Annotated in this window: 17 protein-coding genes and 3 pseudogenes; 16 read left to right on the forward strand and 4 right to left on the reverse strand. The window is 42.7% G+C overall.

Translation table 11 applies throughout. The features are described 5' to 3' along the window. The first annotated feature begins 174 nt into the window (after positions 1–174). The 13 genes and pseudogenes from LH47_RS05835 (at position 175) to LH47_RS05885 (ending at position 9,487) form a co-directional block, all read left to right on the forward strand. Positions 175–3,531, forward strand: a complete 3,357-nt coding sequence (locus tag LH47_RS05835; RefSeq protein ID WP_043965533.1) for an autotransporter outer membrane beta-barrel domain-containing protein — start codon at positions 175–177, stop codon at positions 3,529–3,531. 133 nt (positions 3,532–3,664) lie between these two features. Beyond that, the gene (locus tag LH47_RS05840) at positions 3,665–4,042 is read left to right on the forward strand and encodes a hypothetical protein (protein ID WP_043965535.1); all 378 of its coding nucleotides are present in this window, start codon (positions 3,665–3,667) and stop codon (positions 4,040–4,042) included. Positions 4,043–4,194: 152 nt separating this feature from the next. After that, a pseudogene (locus LH47_RS05845) lies at positions 4,195–4,704 on the forward strand (JAB domain-containing protein). A 14-nt stretch (positions 4,705–4,718) separates the two neighbouring features. After that, positions 4,719–5,006, forward strand: a complete 288-nt coding sequence (locus LH47_RS05850; protein ID WP_043965606.1) for a hypothetical protein — start codon at positions 4,719–4,721, stop codon at positions 5,004–5,006. 10 nt (positions 5,007–5,016) lie between these two features. Beyond that, complete coding sequence (locus LH47_RS16675; protein WP_268751134.1) at positions 5,017–5,274, forward strand: helix-turn-helix domain-containing protein; 258 nt, start codon at positions 5,017–5,019, stop codon at positions 5,272–5,274. After that, a pseudogene (locus LH47_RS05855) lies at positions 5,195–5,458 on the forward strand (Mu transposase domain-containing protein); the annotation flags it as partial. The gene LH47_RS16675 and the pseudogene LH47_RS05855, both read left to right, overlap by 80 nt. Before the next feature lie 431 nt (positions 5,459–5,889). Beyond that, a complete protein-coding gene (locus LH47_RS05860; protein ID WP_043965538.1) occupies positions 5,890–6,198 on the forward strand; it encodes an AbrB/MazE/SpoVT family DNA-binding domain-containing protein in 309 nt (102 codons plus the stop codon). After that, positions 6,198–6,584 (forward strand): type II toxin-antitoxin system PemK/MazF family toxin, encoded by a 387-nt coding sequence (locus LH47_RS05865; RefSeq protein WP_043965540.1) that lies wholly within the window; start codon positions 6,198–6,200, stop codon positions 6,582–6,584. Before LH47_RS05860 ends, LH47_RS05865 begins: the two co-directional genes overlap by 1 nt. Before the next feature lie 305 nt (positions 6,585–6,889). After that, entirely contained in the window at positions 6,890–7,453 is a 564-nt protein-coding gene (locus tag LH47_RS05870) for a helix-turn-helix domain-containing protein (RefSeq protein ID WP_043965542.1), read from the forward strand. Continuing rightward, on the forward strand, positions 7,446–7,949 hold the full coding sequence (locus LH47_RS05875; RefSeq protein ID WP_235341063.1) for an IS630 family transposase: 504 nt from the start codon (positions 7,446–7,448) through the stop codon (positions 7,947–7,949). The genes LH47_RS05870 and LH47_RS05875 overlap by 8 nt, the downstream gene beginning before the upstream one ends. Before the next feature lie 25 nt (positions 7,950–7,974). After that, positions 7,975–8,931, forward strand: a pseudogene (locus LH47_RS05880) (ATP-binding protein). Beyond that, the gene (locus LH47_RS16680) at positions 8,886–9,041 is read left to right on the forward strand and encodes a magnesium chelatase subunit ChlI family protein (protein WP_235341064.1); all 156 of its coding nucleotides are present in this window, start codon (positions 8,886–8,888) and stop codon (positions 9,039–9,041) included. The pseudogene LH47_RS05880 and the gene LH47_RS16680 overlap by 46 nt, the downstream one beginning before the upstream one ends. Before the next feature lie 41 nt (positions 9,042–9,082). Then, the gene (locus tag LH47_RS05885) at positions 9,083–9,487 is read left to right on the forward strand and encodes a hypothetical protein (protein WP_043965545.1); all 405 of its coding nucleotides are present in this window, start codon (positions 9,083–9,085) and stop codon (positions 9,485–9,487) included. A 226-nt stretch (positions 9,488–9,713) separates the two neighbouring features. Here LH47_RS05885 and LH47_RS05890 read toward each other — a convergent pair whose 3' ends face one another. Both LH47_RS05890 and LH47_RS05895 read right to left on the reverse strand, forming a co-directional pair. Beyond that, positions 9,714–11,552: a stalk domain-containing protein gene (locus tag LH47_RS05890; protein WP_235341066.1), complete on the reverse strand. Its 1,839-nt coding sequence runs from the start codon at positions 11,550–11,552 to the stop codon at positions 9,714–9,716. Positions 11,553–11,658: 106 nt separating this feature from the next. Beyond that, positions 11,659–13,581 (reverse strand): 5'-nucleotidase C-terminal domain-containing protein, encoded by a 1,923-nt coding sequence (locus LH47_RS05895; RefSeq protein ID WP_043965546.1) that lies wholly within the window; start codon positions 13,579–13,581, stop codon positions 11,659–11,661. Between the two features lie 185 nt (positions 13,582–13,766). Here LH47_RS05895 and LH47_RS05900 point away from each other — a divergent pair, with 185 nt between their 5' ends. From LH47_RS05900 to LH47_RS05910, 3 genes are all read left to right on the forward strand, one after another. Further along, positions 13,767–15,992: a S8 family peptidase gene (locus tag LH47_RS05900; protein WP_043965548.1), complete on the forward strand. Its 2,226-nt coding sequence runs from the start codon at positions 13,767–13,769 to the stop codon at positions 15,990–15,992. A gap of 260 nt (positions 15,993–16,252) precedes the next feature. Next, on the forward strand, positions 16,253–17,695 hold the full coding sequence (locus LH47_RS05905; RefSeq protein WP_043965550.1) for an N-acetylmuramoyl-L-alanine amidase: 1,443 nt from the start codon (positions 16,253–16,255) through the stop codon (positions 17,693–17,695). A 13-nt stretch (positions 17,696–17,708) separates the two neighbouring features. Continuing rightward, positions 17,709–18,446, forward strand: coding sequence for an S-layer homology domain-containing protein (locus LH47_RS05910; RefSeq protein ID WP_084221261.1), 738 nt, complete (start codon positions 17,709–17,711; stop codon positions 18,444–18,446). Between the two features lie 19 nt (positions 18,447–18,465). On the opposite strand, the gene LH47_RS05915 is transcribed toward LH47_RS05910, so the two are convergent. Together LH47_RS05915 and LH47_RS05920 are read right to left on the reverse strand one after the other, a co-directional pair. Then, on the reverse strand, positions 18,466–19,809 hold the full coding sequence (locus LH47_RS05915; protein ID WP_084221262.1) for a SpoIID/LytB domain-containing protein: 1,344 nt from the start codon (positions 19,807–19,809) through the stop codon (positions 18,466–18,468). A gap of 2 nt (positions 19,810–19,811) precedes the next feature. Beyond that, positions 19,812–20,030, reverse strand: a complete 219-nt coding sequence (locus LH47_RS05920; RefSeq protein ID WP_043965556.1) for a hypothetical protein — start codon at positions 20,028–20,030, stop codon at positions 19,812–19,814. Positions 20,031–20,239: the final 209 nt, after the last annotated feature.

The following is a 20,239-nucleotide window of genomic DNA, read 5'->3' on the forward strand; positions in this document are numbered from 1 at the left end:
CCTCCAAAAGGGCCGCCAACAAGACAGCGAACACCTTTTGAAGAGTTCTGACTAATTGTTCCTCCAGCTCTTTTAATAAAGGCCATTCTGTGGTAAAATGTTTCATGGACTCTCTCCCTCCTGTTTTATTGATGTTGGTCATCACCATCATAGCAGGGAGAGAGTCCTTTTTGCATGACATTTGCTTTTTTCTACCGCGCTTCGCTTGGTGGCCCCGACGAGCGTCGCGAACAAAAGTTCGCAACCCTCGTCGGGGAATCATTCCTGAATGTCACCCACAAATATTTTACTCACACAACAAAAGTTGATGTGCCAGTTGTAACGCCGAAGGTTGAGAGTGTAAGTGCGATTAACGCTAAACAAGTTAAAGTAACATTTAATAAACCTGTTAATCGTGTATCTGCAGAAGATGTTGACAACTACACAATTTCTGGTGATGGTGTAACATCTACTAGCTTACAATATGCTAAATTAGCTGACGAAAAATCTGTTATTCTTACTCTTGAGTACGATAACGCAGCATTATCTGCTAGCGATGTAGCGTTCGCTAATGGTAAAGAGTATGAATTAACAGTATCTAAAGATATTACTTTCAAATCAGGATCTAAGCTTGGCGAAGATAAAAAAGTCAAATTTACTGCAAATGACGTAGAAGTTCCAACTGTTAAGAATGTAACAACTTTAGCTTCTGATTTAATCGAAGTTGAGTTCAGTGAGCCAGTTAAAATGAACTCATCTGCTGAAGTTGCAGCTAACTACGAAATTAAGCGTATTGATGAAGAAGGAAAAGAAGTTGGAGTAGCTGGTTTATCAATTAGTGCAGCAGCACTAACTGATTCTGATAACACAAAAGTGTTACTTCAACTAAGTGGTGCTCAATTATCGCCAGGCCAAACTTATCGTATCTATGTCAATAAGCCATTAGGTATTGTTGACTATGCTGGCTACAAAGTACCTGCGTTTACAAAAGACTTCAAATTAGAATCAGATACTTCAGTTCCACAAGGTGTATCTGCTGAAGTAATTGATCCTAAAGTAGTTTTAGTGAAATTTAATAAGTATGTTGTAGCTCAACCAACTGACTTCTACTACAACACTACTGGTACTGCAACAAATAAAGCAAACACAGCTACTGAAGCTGTATACGTTGGTAACAACACATATAAAGTAACATTCGGTAGCATTATGCCAGCTGGTAAAGTTTATGTATTTGCTGATGGAGTTTATGATGCTCTTGGAAACCCAGCTCCAACAGCTAAATTTGAAGTAACTGTAAATGAAACTCAGGCTCCAGCTGTATCTAGCGTAGAAGTTGTTGATAGCGAGACTATCAAAGTGACATTTAATGAGGATATTGCAGTTCGCGATACTGCAACTTTAGACGATGATGGTAACCCTATCCCTGGTAATACAATTCAAAATGCTCGTAAATATTATGAAATCAAGGATAAAGATGGTAATGTTATCCTGATTAAAGATGTGCGAGTTGGCGAAAAATCTAATGGAAATCCAGATTACTCTGTACGTTTAATCAAGTTGTATCCAGGAAATGGATTGAAAACTGGTGCAAACACAATTAAGGTTACTGGTATTAAAGGTTCTTTAGATCGTACAATTGCTGATTACACTACTACGATTAATGTAGCAGCTGCTGAAAAAATGGGTGTTAAACTCATTGCGAAGAAAGCTGCTGGAACAGTGAACAAAGATCAATTTGTTCTATCTCTTGACCCAGCTAAAGCTCAACCAGCTGCTGAAGGTCAGTATTCACCATTAAATCTTGAAAACTGGACAGTTACTACAACTCTTGGAACTGTTCGTAACTTAAAAGACATTCCTGGTGCGTCTGTAACAAAAATTAGTGATTATGCATATCTTGTATCTACAGACAAAAACCAACTTGCTACTGGCGATGTAACGTTAAGCGGATTAAAAACTGCAGATGGAAAGAGCATTGAAGTTGTAAAACAATCTGTAACATTTGGTACTAACGGTGCTAGCTACATGGATATTAGCAGCATCTCAGGCACAAACAAATTTGTTGAATCTTCAACATTAACTAAAGATGAAATCACATTAAAAGTAAATACATTGTTAAACAGTGTATCTGCTGGTGATTTCCAATTATATCAAGATGGCGTGCTAATGAGCGGCAACCCAATTACAAGTGTAACATTCACTAACAACTACAAAGATGGAAATAGCACAATTACAATCAAAACAACTGGTTTAGATCTCACTAGCCATACTTACTCATTAAAAACAGTTACAAACCCAGGTACTAAAGATGTATTTGGCTATACATTAGTAGGAAGCAAAGGTTTAGCACTCGCTGATACATCTGCAGCTACTATGACTAAAGCTTATGTAATCGGAGATTTAATTGATACTGATGTTGCTTCTGGATTCCAAGGTGCTGTTTCAAATCTTGATGGATTAACAGCAGATACTGATGGAAATAACAACCGAGTAATTGTTGAGTTCAATAAGGCAGTTTCAGATGCTAACTTAAATGAAGCTGATTTTGTAGTAGTTGATTCTAAAGGCAGAGAGTATACTGTTTCTAATGTAGAAAGTGCAACTGATGGCAAAGTATTGGCATTAACAACAAGTAGTGCTCTTCCTGCTGGTGAAGAGTTCACAGTTAAGCTTACTAAAAACTTATCTGTTGAGAATGTTGCATCTGGCAACATTGAGACTCGTTCCTTCTACTTAACTGGTGTATCAGCAGCTAAAGGTGATTATGCTGGTATCTATGATGGTAAAGAAGAAATCAAACTTTCATTTAACCAATTATTGGATCTTGGTATGACTTTACCAACAGCTTATACTTTAACATCTGGCAATGGAACTGGTACTTACGAAAGCTTAGGATTTGCAGGCTTAGGTACACTTACTGCAACAATTAGCGATGCTGCTAACACTATTGTTGATGCTGCTGGTGCTGTATCTGCTGATATCGACGATAACAATAAAGATATTGTTATCACTTTAACTGGATTTGCAGGAATGACAGAACCTACAAACTTTACTGAAGTTCTTGAGTTTGCGCCAAATGTTTCACTAGTTTCTGCAGAAGGTATCCCAGTAAACCCTGTAGTTACTAAGAAAATGAGTGTAGGTTCACTAGTATCTGCACCATCCATTTCAGCTTCATTCTTACCAGGTACTGCTTCATTCACAGTGACAAACAACTATAACATGTCTTTAAGTGGAACATATACAAACGTTGATATTCTTTCTACTACAGCCACTGGTGCACCTGTGGATATTGCAGATACTGCAACAGGTCAACATTTAACTATTGATACAACAGCTACTATTAACGGGGCAGTACAAACTTTAGTAGCAACATTGAATAGCGACGGTTCTATCACTGTAACAGGTACTGCGAACGCAGCAGTTGATCAAGATGTTACATTTACTTTAACTGATACTGCTACATCTGCATCAACTACTGTAACACTTAACCTAAAAGCTACTCAATCTAACGGTAGCGACTTCACAGTTACAGTTAAATCTGTAAACTAAGTTGAGATATAGGCTGTTAGATTGGGTATTTGTAGAAGTCTTGTGGAGAGTGATCTCTACAAGACTTCTTTTGTTTATGTAATTGTATCCAATGGTATAACAATAAAATAAGACGATAATAGGAGGTTAAGTAATGAAACTAAAGATATGGATTAGCCTATTTCTAGTATTGCTGTTGGCGGTTGGTTGTTCAGCAAATGAAGAAAAGAAAGCGAACGAGCCAAAGAAGGAAGAAACAACGGTAAAAAATGAGCAAACAAATGAGCCAAAGCAAAATAAAGAATTGACAAAGAAACTGAAAGAAGAAAAGGGCGTACTTAATGGTCAAGTGTACACGCAAAACGGTATAGCAGTAGGAACGCTGGTGTTAGATAAGAAAGTAAGTAATGATGATGCAAAGAAATTAGCTGAAAAATACGCAAAAGAGCTAAAAGAAGAGTATAAAGATATGAAAGTAAACGTACAGGCTGTTCGTGGCGGAAAGAATGTTGCTAATATAACGTTAGAGTAAGGCTGAGCAATTAAAACTCTGCGGGGCTTTTCTTTTTGCCCAAATCCGTACCAAGCCTGATTTCAAATATATATTATGATTTTGAACCTACAGTCATAAGCCTCAATTCCTTTCGGGGAACTGGGGCTATTTTTATTTTAGGAGGGAAAAGGATGAGCAAGTATCAAACCAACAATCACCAACAGCTAGAATTGCTGGAAAGGGAGGTGCCTGCCAAGCAGCCGACGAAGCGTGTCAACATTGTCAGCCTGAAGCTTGTTCGGGAGGGGAGTGTGTTGTACAAGGAGCGCCAAATCAAATCTCCGGAAGATGCGTACAGGCTGCTGAAGCCGTTTCTTGTGGAAGCTGACCGTGAGAAGTTTGTCGTTGTTTGTCTAGACACGAAAAACTAGCCGACTGCCATCAACGTTTGCCATGTAGGGAGCTTGAACGCGAGTATTGTGCATCCGAGGGAGGTGATGAAGGCTGCCATTCTCTCCAACTCGGCTTCTATCATCGTCGCCCATAATCATCCCAGCGGTCATTGCGAGCCGTCGAGGGAAGACATCGAGGTAACGAAACGTCTAGTCGAGGCTGGAAGAATCGTCGGCATTGATGTGCTGGACCATTTGATTGTTTGCCATGAACGATATTTGTCCCTGAAAGAAAAAGGATATATTTGAGAGGAGACGAGAAGATGTTGCACATAGATTGGTTTGTAACGGCAATGAAAAGAACGTTCAACGTAGCAGTCAACATTGACGAGGTGGGCTATGAAGCGTATGAACTCTATCACGAAGAGCTGGACAACTATCTTGTGCCTGAAGAGCATCTGGAAAAGCTGCCGAATCCGCTGCTTTTTGAGACGCTAAGGTATGTCGATGAAAACCGGAATGAGTGGATAGCGGGTTTTGTAGGGGAGAAATTGTACGAGGTGTGGATAAAGAACGGGGAACGAATCGCTCAAAAGCGATACATCGAATGAAGAAGGGAACATTTCTAGAGGGAGGAAAAGAAAGGTGGATAAGTGGGATTTGTACATGGAAATTTACCAACTATTAAAACAGGGATTCAGTAAAGTTGCAGTGGCTAAAAAGCTAAACATCTCCCGAACAACGTTATATCATTATCTCCAACGGTCGCGGTACAGGAAACCGAAGCGCATCTACTCCGATAACGGCAAAATTTATCGCTCGGACCCCCTACAAAGTGAAGGCGGATGGAACGATTACGTTAAACAAACAGCTGTATGAGGTTCCGCCTCGATTTATTGGACAATCCGTAGAAATTCGGTATGATGAGCAAGGGGTGTATGTATACGAAGACGGCAAAGAAGCAGCGAAAGCGACGCTGGTGCGCATGCACGATAATGCCTACGTCAAACGACATCGATCGCCGTTTGCGGGGCTAGGAAAGGAGGCAGGAACGGATGTATAAAACGTTCTACAAGGAATAAGTATATGGTGTAGTTTGTGAAATCAAATACCCGGCCGATGGAATCATGCTGATTATGTCCAGTAGAGGGCGAAAATATAGCTAAAAATAGTGGTTTTAAGAATAAAAATGGAAGATTCTAAACTTACTTGACGGTTACACTACTCAAACTATTCCTCAGCTATAGATGCTTTAGATTCTTCTTGAAGATCCTACTTTTTTTGTTATGGCAAAGCTTTATACATCATTTTGCAGTTCAACGTTTGTACCTATACTTGTTGATATATGCTTTTGAGTCTGAAAAAAGCATTTTTAATTAATCGATTCAAATGATCGCTTTTGCGACGAGAATATTTGTTTGTCGAAAAATCAGGGGTATCATTTTTTGAAAATGTATATACTATGTATATACATTTTAGGTTGGGGGTGATATAATGTATTCAAAAGAACATTTAGAAAACAAAATAAACCAGAGTAAAGGGGTTGACTACATGTCTACAGTTATTGTTCAAAAATGGGGAAACAGTTTGGGCATTCGTATCCCAAAAGATGCTGCTGATAAAATAGGGATTAAACAAGGTTCCGAAATAGAATTAAATGTGATTGGAAATGAAGGTATCATCACATTAAAGCCAAAAAGAACACGGAAAAAATACACACTGGAAGAACTAATATTACAGATTACACCTGAAAATCGACACGAGGAAATTGATTTCGGGATGGAAGGGCGTGAATTGATTTAATGCCAGCAGACGTGCCAGAGAGAGGCGATTTTGTTGTTTTAAACTTCAATCCACAAGCTGGTCATGAGCAGGCTGGGAGAAGGAATGCTATTGTTTTATCGCCTAAAGAATTCAATCAAGCAACAGGATTTATAGCTGTTTGTCCGATTACCAATCAAAAGAAGGGTTATCCTTTCGAAGTGGATTTACCAAAAGAAGGAATATACCTTAATAGCGATGGCTATCCAATAACAGGGGTAGTTTTAACTGATCAGATTAAATCATTGGATTGGAAAGCTCGTAATCTAAAAATTTTAAAGAAGTATAATCCAGAAGATGCACAAATTGAAGAAATAGATAAAATCATTGATGAATGCCTAGCGAAAATAGAAACATATCTGACTTGACATGATCTTTTCTCTTTCAGAAAGGGATTATCGAAACTGTTCCTTGGAGAGAAAATTCTCCAAGGAACAGCTTTTTTAGGAGGAATAAGTACAACGTAGTTCTCGATATCACGGGATGCCACAGTTTCTATAAGTAATCCAGTATATCTGTATTTAATCATGGAAAATTTGATTTTAAACGGTTAATCATGTTCAGTGTTTCTCGACTATATACATGCACTTTAAAATGATAACTTCTGTATGAACACCTTTTTCCATGGTTATACTGCTCCTAAATACCCACGTATAAAAGGAGCGGAAATGACATGAAACGTCTTAAAATTACAAATGATCACGGTTGGACGCCTCGAACACTTCGGAAACAAGAACGGAAAATCAAAGATGCTTCTCTTCGTATTCGGGTAACTGCCGTTCGCCTCGTCATGGAAGGGTTTCTTGGAAAAGATGTCGCAAAAATGGTTAATCTATGCCGCCAATCGGTTTCCTTCTACGTCGAACGGTTTAATGAAGGTGGGCTCGATCATTTACTCGATCGCCGCTTGCCACCTGGTCGCTTGCCATTTCTTACGGAAGAACAACAACAGGAAATCAGACAACTGATATTAACTACCACCCCTGTGGATGTCGGCTGGGGCATTTCTTCGTCATGGAACACACGTATATTGCAATCTTACATCCAACAAACTTATGGCGTTTCGATGTCACGAGAAGGCATTCGCAAGTTGTTGCATCGTCTTCGTTTGTCATGGACACGCCCGACCTATAAGCTCGTCAAAGGCGATCCAGTGCTTCAAGCAGCCTTTGAAAAAGAACTCGAGTTTATAAAAAAAACTAATCACGGAAGAAATCGTTCTTCTTCATGTGGATGAGACGCATGTTCGTGCATATCAAGCACTTCGTACGACATGGGCAGAAGTAGGGAATCAAAAACAAGTGCCAAGCTACGGTCACCACGCCCATGTTTCCATTTTTGGTGGAGTCGACTTGCAACAAGGCGATGTCTTGTTTCATCGCGCATCATCCGCCAATGCTGAAACGTTCCTTGACTTTTTGCGCCTGTTGAAAGAAAAATATTCCGATCGATTTATCGTGCTTGTGTTGGACAATGCGCGTATTCATCATGCCAACATGGTGCAAGCTTTTCTGGATGGAGAGGAAGGCAACGCCTTTCACTTTATTTTTCTACCGCCGTATTCGCCTCATTTGAATCCGATTGAACGGTTGTGGAAGTGGCTGAAAGACGAAGTCATCGCCAACGTCCTACATAAAGATCAAAAGGACATCGCCCAGTCGATTACTCGGTTTGAACAACATGTCTTACAGCACCCAGATGAGGTATTACGCCGCATGGGTTGTGCTGCGTGAACCAGGGGTTAAAATGTCAATTTGGATGTATATAGATGAAGTCGTGCAATGTTTACAAGGTCAACAACTGCTTTCTTCAATCGTTCCCCTTTCTTCAGCCCCTGAAGTTCTACCGACCAATCATCGCGACTTTCGCCATATTATCGGTCAAGATCATGCCAAGTATGCTTTGGAAGTTGCAGCGGCAGGGGAGCATAACGTGCTAATGGTTGGGCCGACGAGGTGCGGGAAGAGTTTGTTGGCGGAAACGTTTCCGATGATTTTGCCGCGTCTGTCTCACGAAGCTCAGTTGGAAGTGATTAGTTTATATCAACTAGCGGGAGAACCGAAAAACGATTCCTCTCCACCGTTTCGTCATCCGCACCATTCGGCATCGGCGGTGGCGCTGATTGCCGAAGGAGCTCAGCCGAAGCCAGGGGAAGTTTCACTTGCCCATCGTGGCGTGCTATTTCTCGATGAAATGGAAGAATTTACAAATAAGACGTTTGATATGCTCCGATAGCCGTTAGAAACAGGAAAGGTAACGATTCGTCGCGTTTCGTCGACGGTGACGTATTCAGCAAATTTTATTTTTCTCGGGGCAATGAATCCATGTCCATGCGGACATTTCGGTTCGAAAAAACGATATTGCTTATGCAGCCCGAAACAAATTCAAGCATATCGTCGGGGCATTTCCGAACCAATTTATTACAGCATCGACGTATTGTTATCTTTAGAAGCAGTTGATTTGACTAAATCGCCGAAACAAATAACGTGTTCGGAAGCCATTCGCAGTCGGGTGGAGGCGGCGCGCGCAAAACAGTATGAACGAATATGGGGAAGAGGTAACGAACGGACGTGTGCCAATCGATGTGCTGTTTGCGACAAGCCGACTGACAAAAGGACAACAGCAACTGCTTCAGCATTGGTCGTCTACATACGGACTGGAGCAACAGCGTGCGAACAAAAATCATTCGCCTCGCTCGCACGATCGCCGATCTAGCAGGAACGGGTGACATCACAGATGAAGCACTATGGAAGGCGCTGACGTTTCGGCGGATGAACGAAGGACGGAAAGAAAGGAATGTGGAGGGAACGATGCCCGACACCTAAACAATAATTGTGCTATAATAGATGACAGGGAGGTGAAGGCGATGAATGATCTGAGAGAAATGTTGCGGTCGGTTTTGCAGGAGGAATTTAAGCCGATTCACGAACGCCTTGATCGTCTCGAAGGAACAGTCACGGAATTGCAAGAAGGTCAAAAGGCGTTGCAGCGAGATGTCACTCAGCTTCAACATGGGCAGCAAAAGTTAGAAACAGACGTGGATCATATGAAACAATCGCTTGGAAATATGGAAAAGACCCAGCAGCAAATTCTCGAAGAGCTACGCACATCGAAAAACAATCAAGCACTTATGCTAAACGATTTAACAAGCATCAAAAAGTCGGTTGATGTAACCGTTTCATATTTGCAGCGTAGATCGGATGTGATGTTTGACAAAGTGATCGAACACGAGAAAGAAATTTTAAACTTAAAAGCTCGCTTGCCAAACTAACTCCCTGTGGGAGCTATTTTTTTGGCGTCGTTTTTTTAAAAGGTAAGAAAGTATAAAATTTTGCAATTAGGGCTGTCTTGCTTCGAGCGCCATCGATCTAAGGCTTTTCCTCCTCATAATTGTTAGTGTATACAAAAGCGGGAAGTTCAATTATTGGATATCCCTCTTTCCTACAAAACGGCTAGAGAGGGTGTCCCATAAAGGAATAGGAGCACCCATTCTTCATTCATCTCACCGTCGATATTTCAATCCCAAGCGGCAAGGCAGCTCCGCCTGCATGCATGAATTCAAGCACGAGAACGTCTTGAGGGGAAAAGACGGTATAATCGATATACGCTGATTGAGTAATCGGCCGAAGTGGTGGAATTAAATGAACGACGCCGTTTATTTTCACAGCTCCACAATATGCGCCGCCGCGTCCGCTAAAGCGTAAGCGAATGGTTTTCATTTCTCCGCTTTCGTTTTGAATCGGGATCGATACGCGATATGTGAAGCCGTAATGCCCCGGGTTGTGCACGGTTTGTGCCGGATCGCTTAGTGCATGAGAGACTGATAGTAGATGATCCGTTTTTCCGTTTGATATGCTGTAGGCGACTGGTTCATTGCCGATCGTATATGCTGGCAACGACGCTGATAGCGTTGTTCCCTTCCATACGCCGCGCGGATGGGTTGCATATGAGTCGAGCGGTGCAAGCGTAGGCGAAACGGTTGAAAAGTTAGCTAAAGAACTTGTTACGATCGTTCGTATGCGATAGTTGGCCATTTCGCCTTCTTGTTGAACGGTAAAGTCGTATAGAAAGCCGAGCTGTTGGTTGTTTGAAACGTCAAATGCTTGAATGACGGCGCTCGTTCCTGCCTTCACTTTTATTGTTGGAACGGCTGTGAGCGATTGGCGCAATACTGCCTCTGCAATCGGCAAGCCGACATCGTAATGTCCCCAACTGTTCGGGCTTGTCCGAAATGTTCCTTTTCCATTTGCGACGACAAGGTCGTTAGATGGAGAGCGATTATCGATCACAATCGCAACGGAAGCCCGTTGCCCCAACAGATTGGTGTGCCAGCCGAACACACGATGATCAATCGTTTGTTGCCGCTCGCGAACGTCATCTATCGCTAACGTTGCTTGGCGATTTGGCACTGACTCTGTTGTAAGCAGTTCTGGATTGTCGCTAATGAGTAAACGCCGTTCGCCAGCAACGGCCGGTGTATGAACATGTTGCGGTGCGGTGATTGTTGTTTCTTCGATAGGTAACATAGGGCTTCGAAATGTCGTTCGCGGGATCGTGAAAAACATATTTGCTCCGCTCGTCGACATTTGTGCCCCAAATATGTTCATAATCCAAGAAGCTGACACGTACCATTCGTCATTTAAACGAATAGGTGCGAGCGTAGTGATCATTTCATGGTCATCGACGATCACTTCCCTTTTTCCGGCAGTAATCGTCATTTGCCCGCGTGACAGGCGAACCGTCATCGTTTCATCTGTTTCGATCCAGTCGACATTCACATCGATGGCGGTTAATAGTTGTTTTAGCGGAATGTATGTATAGACGCCATCGGTCATCGCACCGCTTCCGATTTTTGTTTCATTCACATACACAGAAAAAGAGCTTCGCTTCAACCCGTTCCATGAAATACGCACTTCTTTCCCCGTCCATTGCACGTTGGCATCCAGCGCTTCCGACACGAATCGGATCGGGACAAAAGTTCTTCCTTGATGAATGAATGGCGATACATCAAGCGCCACAGGCTGGCCGTTGATGGTTGCGGTCGCTGACTGTACTTGGAGAATAATCGTCTTTTTATTTTTTTGTACAGTTACAAATCTTGTTGCTGCATCCCAATGTACAGTCGCCCCTGTCGACTGAGCGATAGCTCGAAATGGAACGAGAATGCGGTTTTGCACCATGATGGGCGGTACGTCCGTCTGCATTATTTTTCCGTTTGACGTAATCGGAATATGAACAGACCGAACGCTTGATGCTTGGGCATCCGTTGTCATACACGACAAGCTAATAAGCGCAACGGCTACATATCCGATAAGTTTTTTTAACAAAATATCCACTCCTTCCTAATTCCTAACACATTATACCATATTTATCTCTTTTGTCACGCGTGTTAAAAAATGGATTAGAAAAGCGTCCTACCATGACGGTTAGGACGCCTTTCGTTTATTGATTCATGATCGTTATTCTTCCTTCAACAGTTGGGATCGGCTTATTCGATTGCAAGTAGTTCATCACAACGGTGCTTAACAGCTCACCGCTATCAAACTCGATCGTGCTTGCTTTGATCATCTCGTATCCGTCGCCGCCTTTTGCGATAAAGTCGTTTGTTGCGACGGTGTATGTTTTTGTTTCATCAAGCGGTTGTCCGTTAATTTGAACGGATGTAACGCGCGATCCGGCTGGTTTTGTTGCATCAAATGTGAAACGAATGCCTGACACGTGCGGGAAGCCTCCATTTTGTTCAGGATAGAGGCGCACGCCGTGTTCAAGCGCTTTTTTCAAATCTGCTCCGCTCATCGATACTTTCACAAGTGTATTGGCAAATGGCAACGTTGTCAAAATGTGATTGCGCGTCACATCTCCTTTTGGAATAGAAGCGCGAATCCCACCACCATTTGTAATCGCCACATCGGTTTGAAGAGCATCCCGCATCGCATCAGCAACGAGATTGCCGAGATTTGTTTCTTTCGTGCGCACGTTTGCGCGCTCGCCATCTAAGTTAACGTCAATGGTTGCGATCACTTGTTGTAGTGTCGAATCTGTTGTATTTTTGTACGTGTCTACGATGGAACGGACAGCGGCATCTTCTTGTTTTGCTGCATGATCGCGATATAAGAAGCCGTTGACACCGATCAGTTTGCCTTTGTAAAATAACAAGTTTGTTTGTCCGAGCGCTTTTCCGTATTCAAACGCTTGAGAAACATATGCGTATTTAAACTTTTTCGGCGTTTCAATCGTATCGTGGCTATGGCCGCCAAGAATGACATCAATGCCAGATACGTTGTTCGCCAGTTTTTCATCTGTTTGTAAACCGGAATGCGATAGCACAACGATATGATCGGCTTTTCCTTTTAATTCACTTACGAGTTGTTTTAATGTCGCTTCTTCATCGGCGAATGTAATGCCGACAATGCCAGCAGGGTTTGTTTTTACTGCTGTATCTGTCGCTGTTAAACCGACAAGCGCAATTTTTTTGTTGCCGACTTGTTTAATCGTATAAGCAGGCAAAAACGGTTGTCCGTTTTTGTAAATATTTCCGCTAACGACTGGAAATTGAACAGCTTTTGTTAACTCAAGCAAACGGTTTTGCCCATAGTTGAAATCGTGGTTTCCAGGCACCATCGCGTCATATTTCATTGCATTCATCAGTTCGACGACTGCCTGTCCGTTATTTAAGTTGACGTATGTCGTGCCGTGAAATGTGTCGCCTAAATCGACGAGGAGCGTTTGTTTATTTTTTTGGCGCATATTTTGGGCGATTTTAGCGATTTTCGCAAATCCCATTTCCCCGTTTTTTTCGTTCGCAATAATGCGGCCATGTGTATCGTTTGTATGAATGAACGTAATTTTTTCAATGTTCGTTTCGTAACGCTTTAAAATGGCTTTCGTTTGCTCAGCTGTGAGCCATTGTTGTGGTCGAATTGTTTTGTCGCTATATCCATGAAGCAAACCGAGGTGAAGTGCTGCAGCGAGCGATTGTTTTGCCCAAGGTTTTGTCACTTCTCCATCTTTGTACAATTTGAATACGTTCGTTGCATAGTGATGACGAAGCTGTAACGAACGAATGAGAAAGACATACGCTTGTTCGCGTGTTAATTTTTCATTCGGTGCAAATGTCGTTTCTGTCTTTCCGCTTGCGATGCCAAGACGAACGGCCGCTTCGACATAAGGGGCTAGCTGTGGGTCAACGTCTGTAAAAGGAAGATCTTTTACTTCGCTTTTGACATCGACTCCAAGCGTCGTAATGAGTTGTTGGATAAACTCCCCGCGCGTTACATGCTCGCTTGCTTCTGACGTTTGCGGTTGAAGTACAAAAGCAACGACTAACATACAGATGAGCATGAACCGCTTTTTCATTTTGTGCATACGTTTTCCTCCTCTACTTAATTATGAATCTATTAAATTATAACAAAATTTTATAAATTCTTTTTACTAAAATGTTAAAAAAATATTATTTTTTAGTTAAATGACTACTTTTATACAAGTGTCGTTTTTGTCTATTCATGTCGAAGTGGACGCGCTACAATGGAAGTACGTAGGAGGTGGCAAGTGTGAGCAGATGGTTATGGCTATGTGTTGTTTTCTTTTTATTCCCTTGTGGTGTTCAAGCGGATGAAAAAGAGGAATGGGTCGTGCAAGTGCGGCATCCGTCTAACTTCTCCGATATTCAATCATATGTGTTAGATACGGTCGGAACGTTTGCGAAAGTGTCGGTAACAGAAGAAGAACGAGTAATGATATCTCGCTTGCCGTTTGTTTTAAAGATGGAGAGAAATGATACGAAACGGGCGGCTATCAATGATCCATTGTTTTCAGAGCAATGGTCTTTGCCTATGATTAATTGGCATATGCCCTCGCTTACATCGGTCAATCGGCTAATTGGAAAAAGGATGATTGTTGACGGACAAGAAGAAGTGTATGACGGAGAGGAGTTTTTCGGTGAACATATCGTCATCGCACTTGGAGAAGAAACATTATCTCGCCTTTCTGTTACAGTCGATCATATCGAAGGACCATGGCGTATAGAAGTTCAAAATGAGAAAGGAGAAAGATTAGGGGCGAATGAAGGAGAGCTTTCTCGCCTTGATGTCCTTGTCCCTCGCCATTCTTCAACAATTCATCTATATGTTGCGGCGCCAAATTGGACGCATCCTCCGCGCATCGTCGAATTGAAAGGTGTGAATCATGTTGTTGTTGCTGTGGTTGACTCAGGCATCGTGCTTCATGAAGACTTTGGAGATCAAATCTTATACAGTTTAAGCGTTGATTATGCGGAAAACAAGCGATATGCGGATGATACGTTTGGGCATGGGACGCATGTGACAGGCATTTTCGCTGCTAGCGTGAATAACGGCAAAGGAATAGCAGGACTGATTGGGGATGCGCCCGTAGATATTTTGCCGATTAAAGTGTTAGACCGTTACGGGGTCGGCGGTGACTTTGAAATTGCCAAGGGGGTCAAATACGCGCTCGAGCACGGCGCTTCGATTATTAATTTAAGCTTAGCCGGCCAAGGAGAAACGGAAGTGTTAAAAGCGGTCATTGAAGAAGCTGTCAAACGTGGCGTGCATGTTGTGGCAGCGGCTGGAAATAGCCATATGCCAACGACAAATATTTATCCAGCTAGCTACCATGGAGTCATTACGGTAGCGGCAGTTGATCGACAACAAGTGCCGCTTTCTATTTCGAATTATGGTTGGGAGATCGAAGTGAGCGCACCGGGGGATTTTTTAATGAGCACATATCCATCAGGTTATTGGGCGATGCGCGGCACGTCGATGGCTGCTCCGCACGTGTCGGCTCTGTTGGCTGTATTGCGTGCGACATACCCAGAAGAAGATGCCCTTCAGCTTCGCAAACGTTTATGGAAAACAGCAAAAGATGTGCATTGGCGAGGATACGATATATATACAGGGTATGGAATCATTCAATGGCAACAAGCGCTTGCGTTATCGGCGCCGTCAAACATCGACTGGCTGAACTTTCGTCCGGGACAGCCTATTGAAAAAAATCGCACGTATATTTTAGGCTTGTCTTCGCGTTTTGTAGGGAAAAATGGTCATCTTTTTGTGAATGGAAAACTTGTTCATTCGTTCGTTATTCATCAGGAGATGATGTCGTTTCGTTTGTTTGATTTAGCGAAACAACAAGGAGATGTGGCGGTTGTCATCACAGATGAACAACGACGAGTGATCGCTTCCGATATTCGTGCTGTTCCCATTCGACCAACGCCGTTTTCCGATGTAAAGAAAACATATTGGGCGTATAGCGATATTTTACAGGCGCAACAACTTGGGATGATACGCGGTTATGAAGATGGTACGTTTCGTCCAAATACTCCTTTAACGCGCCGAGAAAGCATTGTGATGCTTGCCCGCCTGTTCGGTTGGGGGGCACCTTCTATCTTGCACTCTCCTTTTTCCGACGTGCCATTGACAGCGACGAATGCGCTGTTAGTAGCGACTGCAGCGGAAAAAGGAATTGTAAAAGGAACAGGAGGAAAAGCATTGTTACATGAGCAACTGACGCGCGGACAGTTTGCTTTACTTCTCATGCGTGCACTTCAACTAGAAAACGAGCCGATTCGGTCTGTTTATCCATTTCAAGATGTAACACAACAAGATATATGGAAAGCGGTGCAGTTGTTAGCGGAACGAGGGATTGTCGCGAAAACCCCGTATTTTCATCCGAATGAACCTGTGACAAGAGCGCAAATGTGCGCCTTGCTTGTACGCGTTTCGACACTTATCCGACAATATTCGACAAAAACAGCATAAAAAAAGCCCCACCGTTTCCAAATTGGTGGGGAGGCTGACTTAGCAACCAAAACCTTATCGCATAAGTAAGTATAGCCGTTTTTTTAAAAAAAATCACCACAAAAATAATAACTTCGTTGTATAAAATTGTCTTTTTGTGTCGTTTTTTGTCGAAAAAAGATAGAGACGTGTCGAAAAGAAAATATGCTTGATCGGGTATGGAAAAGGTTAGGATTGTTTGTTATGCTTAATGATAGAAAAATGTCGAAAGGGAGAAGAATATGCTGGGGAAACGTCACGTATATTGTTTGTTGATCGTTTTTCTTGCTTTTTTTTCTGTTCCCTTGCATAGTTGGGCAAATACAGAATTAAAGCAAGAAAGACGATTTGTCGATGTTGGAGACGATCATTGGGCAAAAAATGAAATTGATTTTTTAGCAAATGCGCAAATGATTAACGGTTATCAAGCTGGGCAAATATTTGAGTTTCGTCCAGCGCAGTCGGTGACGCGCGCAGAAGCAGCGAAAATGATAGTGAGCGCCCTTGGACAGGCGGAGTGGAAAGATGGGGCATTGCCGTTTCAAGATATTCCGGTGAATCATTGGGCGCGGGGCTGGATTGCCCGGGCGGTGCAGCTTGGCATTATGGGGGGAGACGGTACGGCGAATTTTCGCCCAAATGACAGTCTTTCTCGGGCGGAAATGAGCATCGTTCTCGTTAATGCTTTTTCCCTTGCAAGTAAAGGGGCAGCAGTCGAGGAAGCAACCGTATTTGAAGATACAGAAGGACATTGGGCAATCAGGCATATTAACCGTCTATACTATCACGGGATTGCTAATGGTCGAGACGGCCGATTTTTCCCAAAAGATGCCGTATCCCGTGCTGAGTTTGCAACGTTATTGGCTCGGACGATTAACGACCAGTTTCGTTTGCCTTTGCCGGATTTAATTGAACAAGGAAAAACGAACATTCAAGGAATGGTGACGGTTTCTACGCTTAATGTGCGGCAAACGCCGTCAACGGCAGGGGCGCTTGTCGGAACATTGCAAAAAGGACAAGTTGTGGATGTGTACGATATAAACGGTTATTGGGCAAAAATTGCTTATAACGGTCAGTTTGCTTACGTGCATAAAACGTATTTAAAATTGCGAAATATCGAGGGCTCCCCTGTGAAAGGGCGCATTATCGTCGTCGATGCGGGGCACGGCGGAAAAGATCCCGGTGCGATGAGCGGAGGAGCGAACGAAAAAACGATTGTGCTTGAGGTGGCGAAATTCGTAAAAGAAAAACTTGAAAAAGCAGGCGCAACCGTTATTATGACGCGCGAGACAGATGTTTATCCGACGCTGCAAGATCGTGTGAATATTGCGAAAAACAGCTACGCGGAAATGTTTGTCAGCATTCATACAAATTCGGCGGCGAACACAAGTGCGAAAGGTGCTGAAGTATATTACGATTCATCGACAAATCCAAACAGTGAAGAAAGTAAAAAGCTAGCACAATATATTCAAGAAGAAATTGTGCGCATGGCAAATATGGTCGATCGTGGAGTAAAAAATAGCGGATTATACGTTTTACGCAACAACACGGTGACAAGTGTGCTCGTGGAGCTAGGATTTATTTCAAATGCTGAAGATCGTGCCAAATTGACATCGGCTGAATATCAAAACATATACGCAGAAGCGATTTATCAAGGAATTGTGAAATACTATACGTCACAATAACGGGGGTGATGTTTTGAAAAGATGGATTGTTTTCATTAGTTTGCTTTTCCTTGCGGCATGCGAGCAAGAGTATGCTGGAGCAAGTGAAGAGCAAGAAATTGCGACAGCACCGTGGACGGAGCAGCAGTTAGCGGATACAAATAGCCGTATGAATCAAATCGATGACAAAATGAAACAATTGGAGCAGGAGTTAGCTAAAATAAAAGTAGCTGCCGATTCTCCGCAAGTGTTTAAAGATGTACCGATTGATCATTGGGCGTATGTTCATGTTGTTCGATTATATCGTCAAAATATTGTTGGCGGTGTGGGGGCTGGCTTGTTTGCTCCAAATCAAGCGATTACGCGTGCGCAAGCAGCAACAATGCTTGTTAGGGCATTTCAACTTCCGCTATCGAATAAGCCATCGATTTTTGCGGATGTCCCAAATTCTCATCCGTTTGCCCGCGAAATTATGACGGCGTATGAGGCTGGCTTTGTCGGAGGGTATCCAAACAATCGCTTTGCCCCTCAAGAGTCCATGAAGCGAAAACATATGGCAATGATTATTCAACGTGCTTTTCGCTTGCAAGCAACGTCAGCGCCATATGCAGGGTATAAAGATGTAACAAACGGAACAGAAGGGGCACTAGAAATTCGCATCATTTCCCAACACGGTATTGCGGAAGGAAACAATGGGCTCTTTTATCCAGAACAATCGACGACCCGCGCTCACTTTGCTACATTTATGGATCGAGCGCTGCAAAAGAAATAGGCTGTGCACATGCACAGCCCTATTTTATTTTTTTCACTTCAATGCCTTTATAGTAGTACTTTAAAATTTGGTCGTACGTAAATCCTTTTTCCGCCATTGAGCGTGCTCCCCATTGGCTCATGCCGAGCCGATGCCCCCATCCGCTCCCTGTGAATGTAAATTCCGTTGGGGCGGTTGGATAGTACATTGTTTCGTTCTCTGTACGAATGGACGCATTTCCGCCCGAAATGATCGTCTGTCCGCTGTTTGTTTGAAGTGTGTAGCCGACGATATGATCGATCGTTTGTTCCGAACCGTCCGCAAGTTTTACTTTCACGTTGGCATTTCCCTTGACATCGAAGGAAATACTTTTTAATGAAACGCCAAAAAATGAACGGAACGCATCAGCGGATGACACAAACGAAGGCCGCGCTTGCACGGTACGTTTTTGTCCTGTGGCTGGATTGTACACGGTCGCTTCTATTTGTTGTACGCTCCTTGCATTCGTTTTTTGCGTCACACGAAGCGACACGACCTGTTCGTTTGTCAGCTTGAATTTTGATGATACAACGTTTGTTGCCACTTTTGCATTCCATCCGTAATGCGGATTGCTTGCATGGCGATCGTACGGATCGGCAACAGAACGGATGTACGGAACGATGCTGCTCCATACATTTTCGCTATTTTCTGTATTTCCGCCTGAGCTTGAGTGAAAATAAGCAGAAATCGGCTCGTTTTCATATGTGGCATACACGCCCGCTGTTTCGTTGACTGCTGCGGTAGTTGTTGCTTGCTCTTTTGATTTCCCGCCGTACACTTGGCTCGCAACTGTCATTTGTAAAAAAGATGACCTTTTCAATTGGGCATACGCATAGCTGCGTGCAGCGACAGCTTGTGCTTTTAACGCTTCTTTATGCCAAGAAGCAGGCATTTCTCCAGGGACAACACCTTTTAAGTAGTCTTCCATGTCTAACGTATTAAATAAGTTTGGTGCTGTCGGTCCTGGTATAATTTCAAACGATCCGCGATATTTCACAGGTGCTGATGTGCCATTGGCTTGTTGAATGCTGCTAATCGTGACATCATGTTGGTCGTTTCTTGTCACTTCATCTAATAAAAAACCGCTTGTCGATGTGTAAGAAACGTCATTGACCGTTGCGACGACTGTTCCGTTCGTTTGCGAAAAGGCAATCGGATTTGTAAATGGGATCACTTGTTTCGTTTTTAGATCAATGAGTTGATAGTTTCCGTTTACCGTCGCAAGAAACGTTGCTGTCGGCAATAGTTTTACCTTCACAGGAGTTGGATACGTTGTTGCATGAACGGACGTTGGGATAAAAAGAAACATAGTGAAAGCAGCTATGATCCATCGAATGCTTTTCATTGTTATTTCGCCGCCTCTAGTTGTTGTTTCAAGTTCTCGACTTCTTGTTCGAGTTGTTGAACGCGCTGTTCTAGTTTTGTGACGCGCTCATTTAGCGGATTTATTTTTGCTAGCACCCATTCTACACTTGCTAAAACAGGTTCGCTGTTTGCTAGTGCTTTTGATGCGGATACCGTCAGCATCGCAGCAAGCAACATCATGATGATCGTTCTTTTTCTCACCGTTTTCTCCTCCCTCATTTCTATCTATCTCACATTATAACAAATCATTTCAGCAAAAAGGACGAAAATGTAACAAAATTCTAGTTTTCTATTTTCCATTTGTCGATTTTAAAATTTATGGTATAATGTCTCATAGGTTTGTGAAAAGAGATGGTAGAAAGTGTCACTTTTTGAACAATAATTGATTGAAAAATCGGGAATGCTAACGA

The organism is Anoxybacillus thermarum (assembly GCF_000836725.1).
Lineage (GTDB): Bacteria > Bacillota > Bacilli > Bacillales > Anoxybacillaceae > Anoxybacillus > Anoxybacillus thermarum.

What these genes read in the sequence shown, in the direction of transcription:
- LH47_RS05870 (WP_043965542.1), top strand. Translation starts at nt 6,890, where the DNA reads ATGAAACGTCTTAAAATTACAAATGATCACGGTTGGACGCCTCGAACA.
- LH47_RS05885 (WP_043965545.1), top strand. Translation starts at nt 9,083, where the DNA reads ATGAATGATCTGAGAGAAATGTTGCGGTCGGTTTTGCAGGAGGAATTT.
- LH47_RS05905 (WP_043965550.1), top strand. Translation starts at nt 16,253, where the DNA reads ATGCTGGGGAAACGTCACGTATATTGTTTGTTGATCGTTTTTCTTGCT.
- LH47_RS05850 (WP_043965606.1), top strand. Translation starts at nt 4,719, where the DNA reads ATGTTGCACATAGATTGGTTTGTAACGGCAATGAAAAGAACGTTCAAC.
- LH47_RS05835 (WP_043965533.1), top strand. Translation starts at nt 175, where the DNA reads ATGACATTTGCTTTTTTCTACCGCGCTTCGCTTGGTGGCCCCGACGAG.
- LH47_RS05915 (WP_084221262.1), bottom strand. Translation starts at nt 19,809, where the DNA reads ATGAAAAGCATTCGATGGATCATAGCTGCTTTCACTATGTTTCTTTTT.
- LH47_RS05840 (WP_043965535.1), top strand. Translation starts at nt 3,665, where the DNA reads ATGAAACTAAAGATATGGATTAGCCTATTTCTAGTATTGCTGTTGGCG.
- LH47_RS05895 (WP_043965546.1), bottom strand. Translation starts at nt 13,581, where the DNA reads ATGCACAAAATGAAAAAGCGGTTCATGCTCATCTGTATGTTAGTCGTT.
- LH47_RS05860 (WP_043965538.1), top strand. Translation starts at nt 5,890, where the DNA reads ATGTATTCAAAAGAACATTTAGAAAACAAAATAAACCAGAGTAAAGGG.
- LH47_RS05865 (WP_043965540.1), top strand. Translation starts at nt 6,198, where the DNA reads ATGCCAGCAGACGTGCCAGAGAGAGGCGATTTTGTTGTTTTAAACTTC.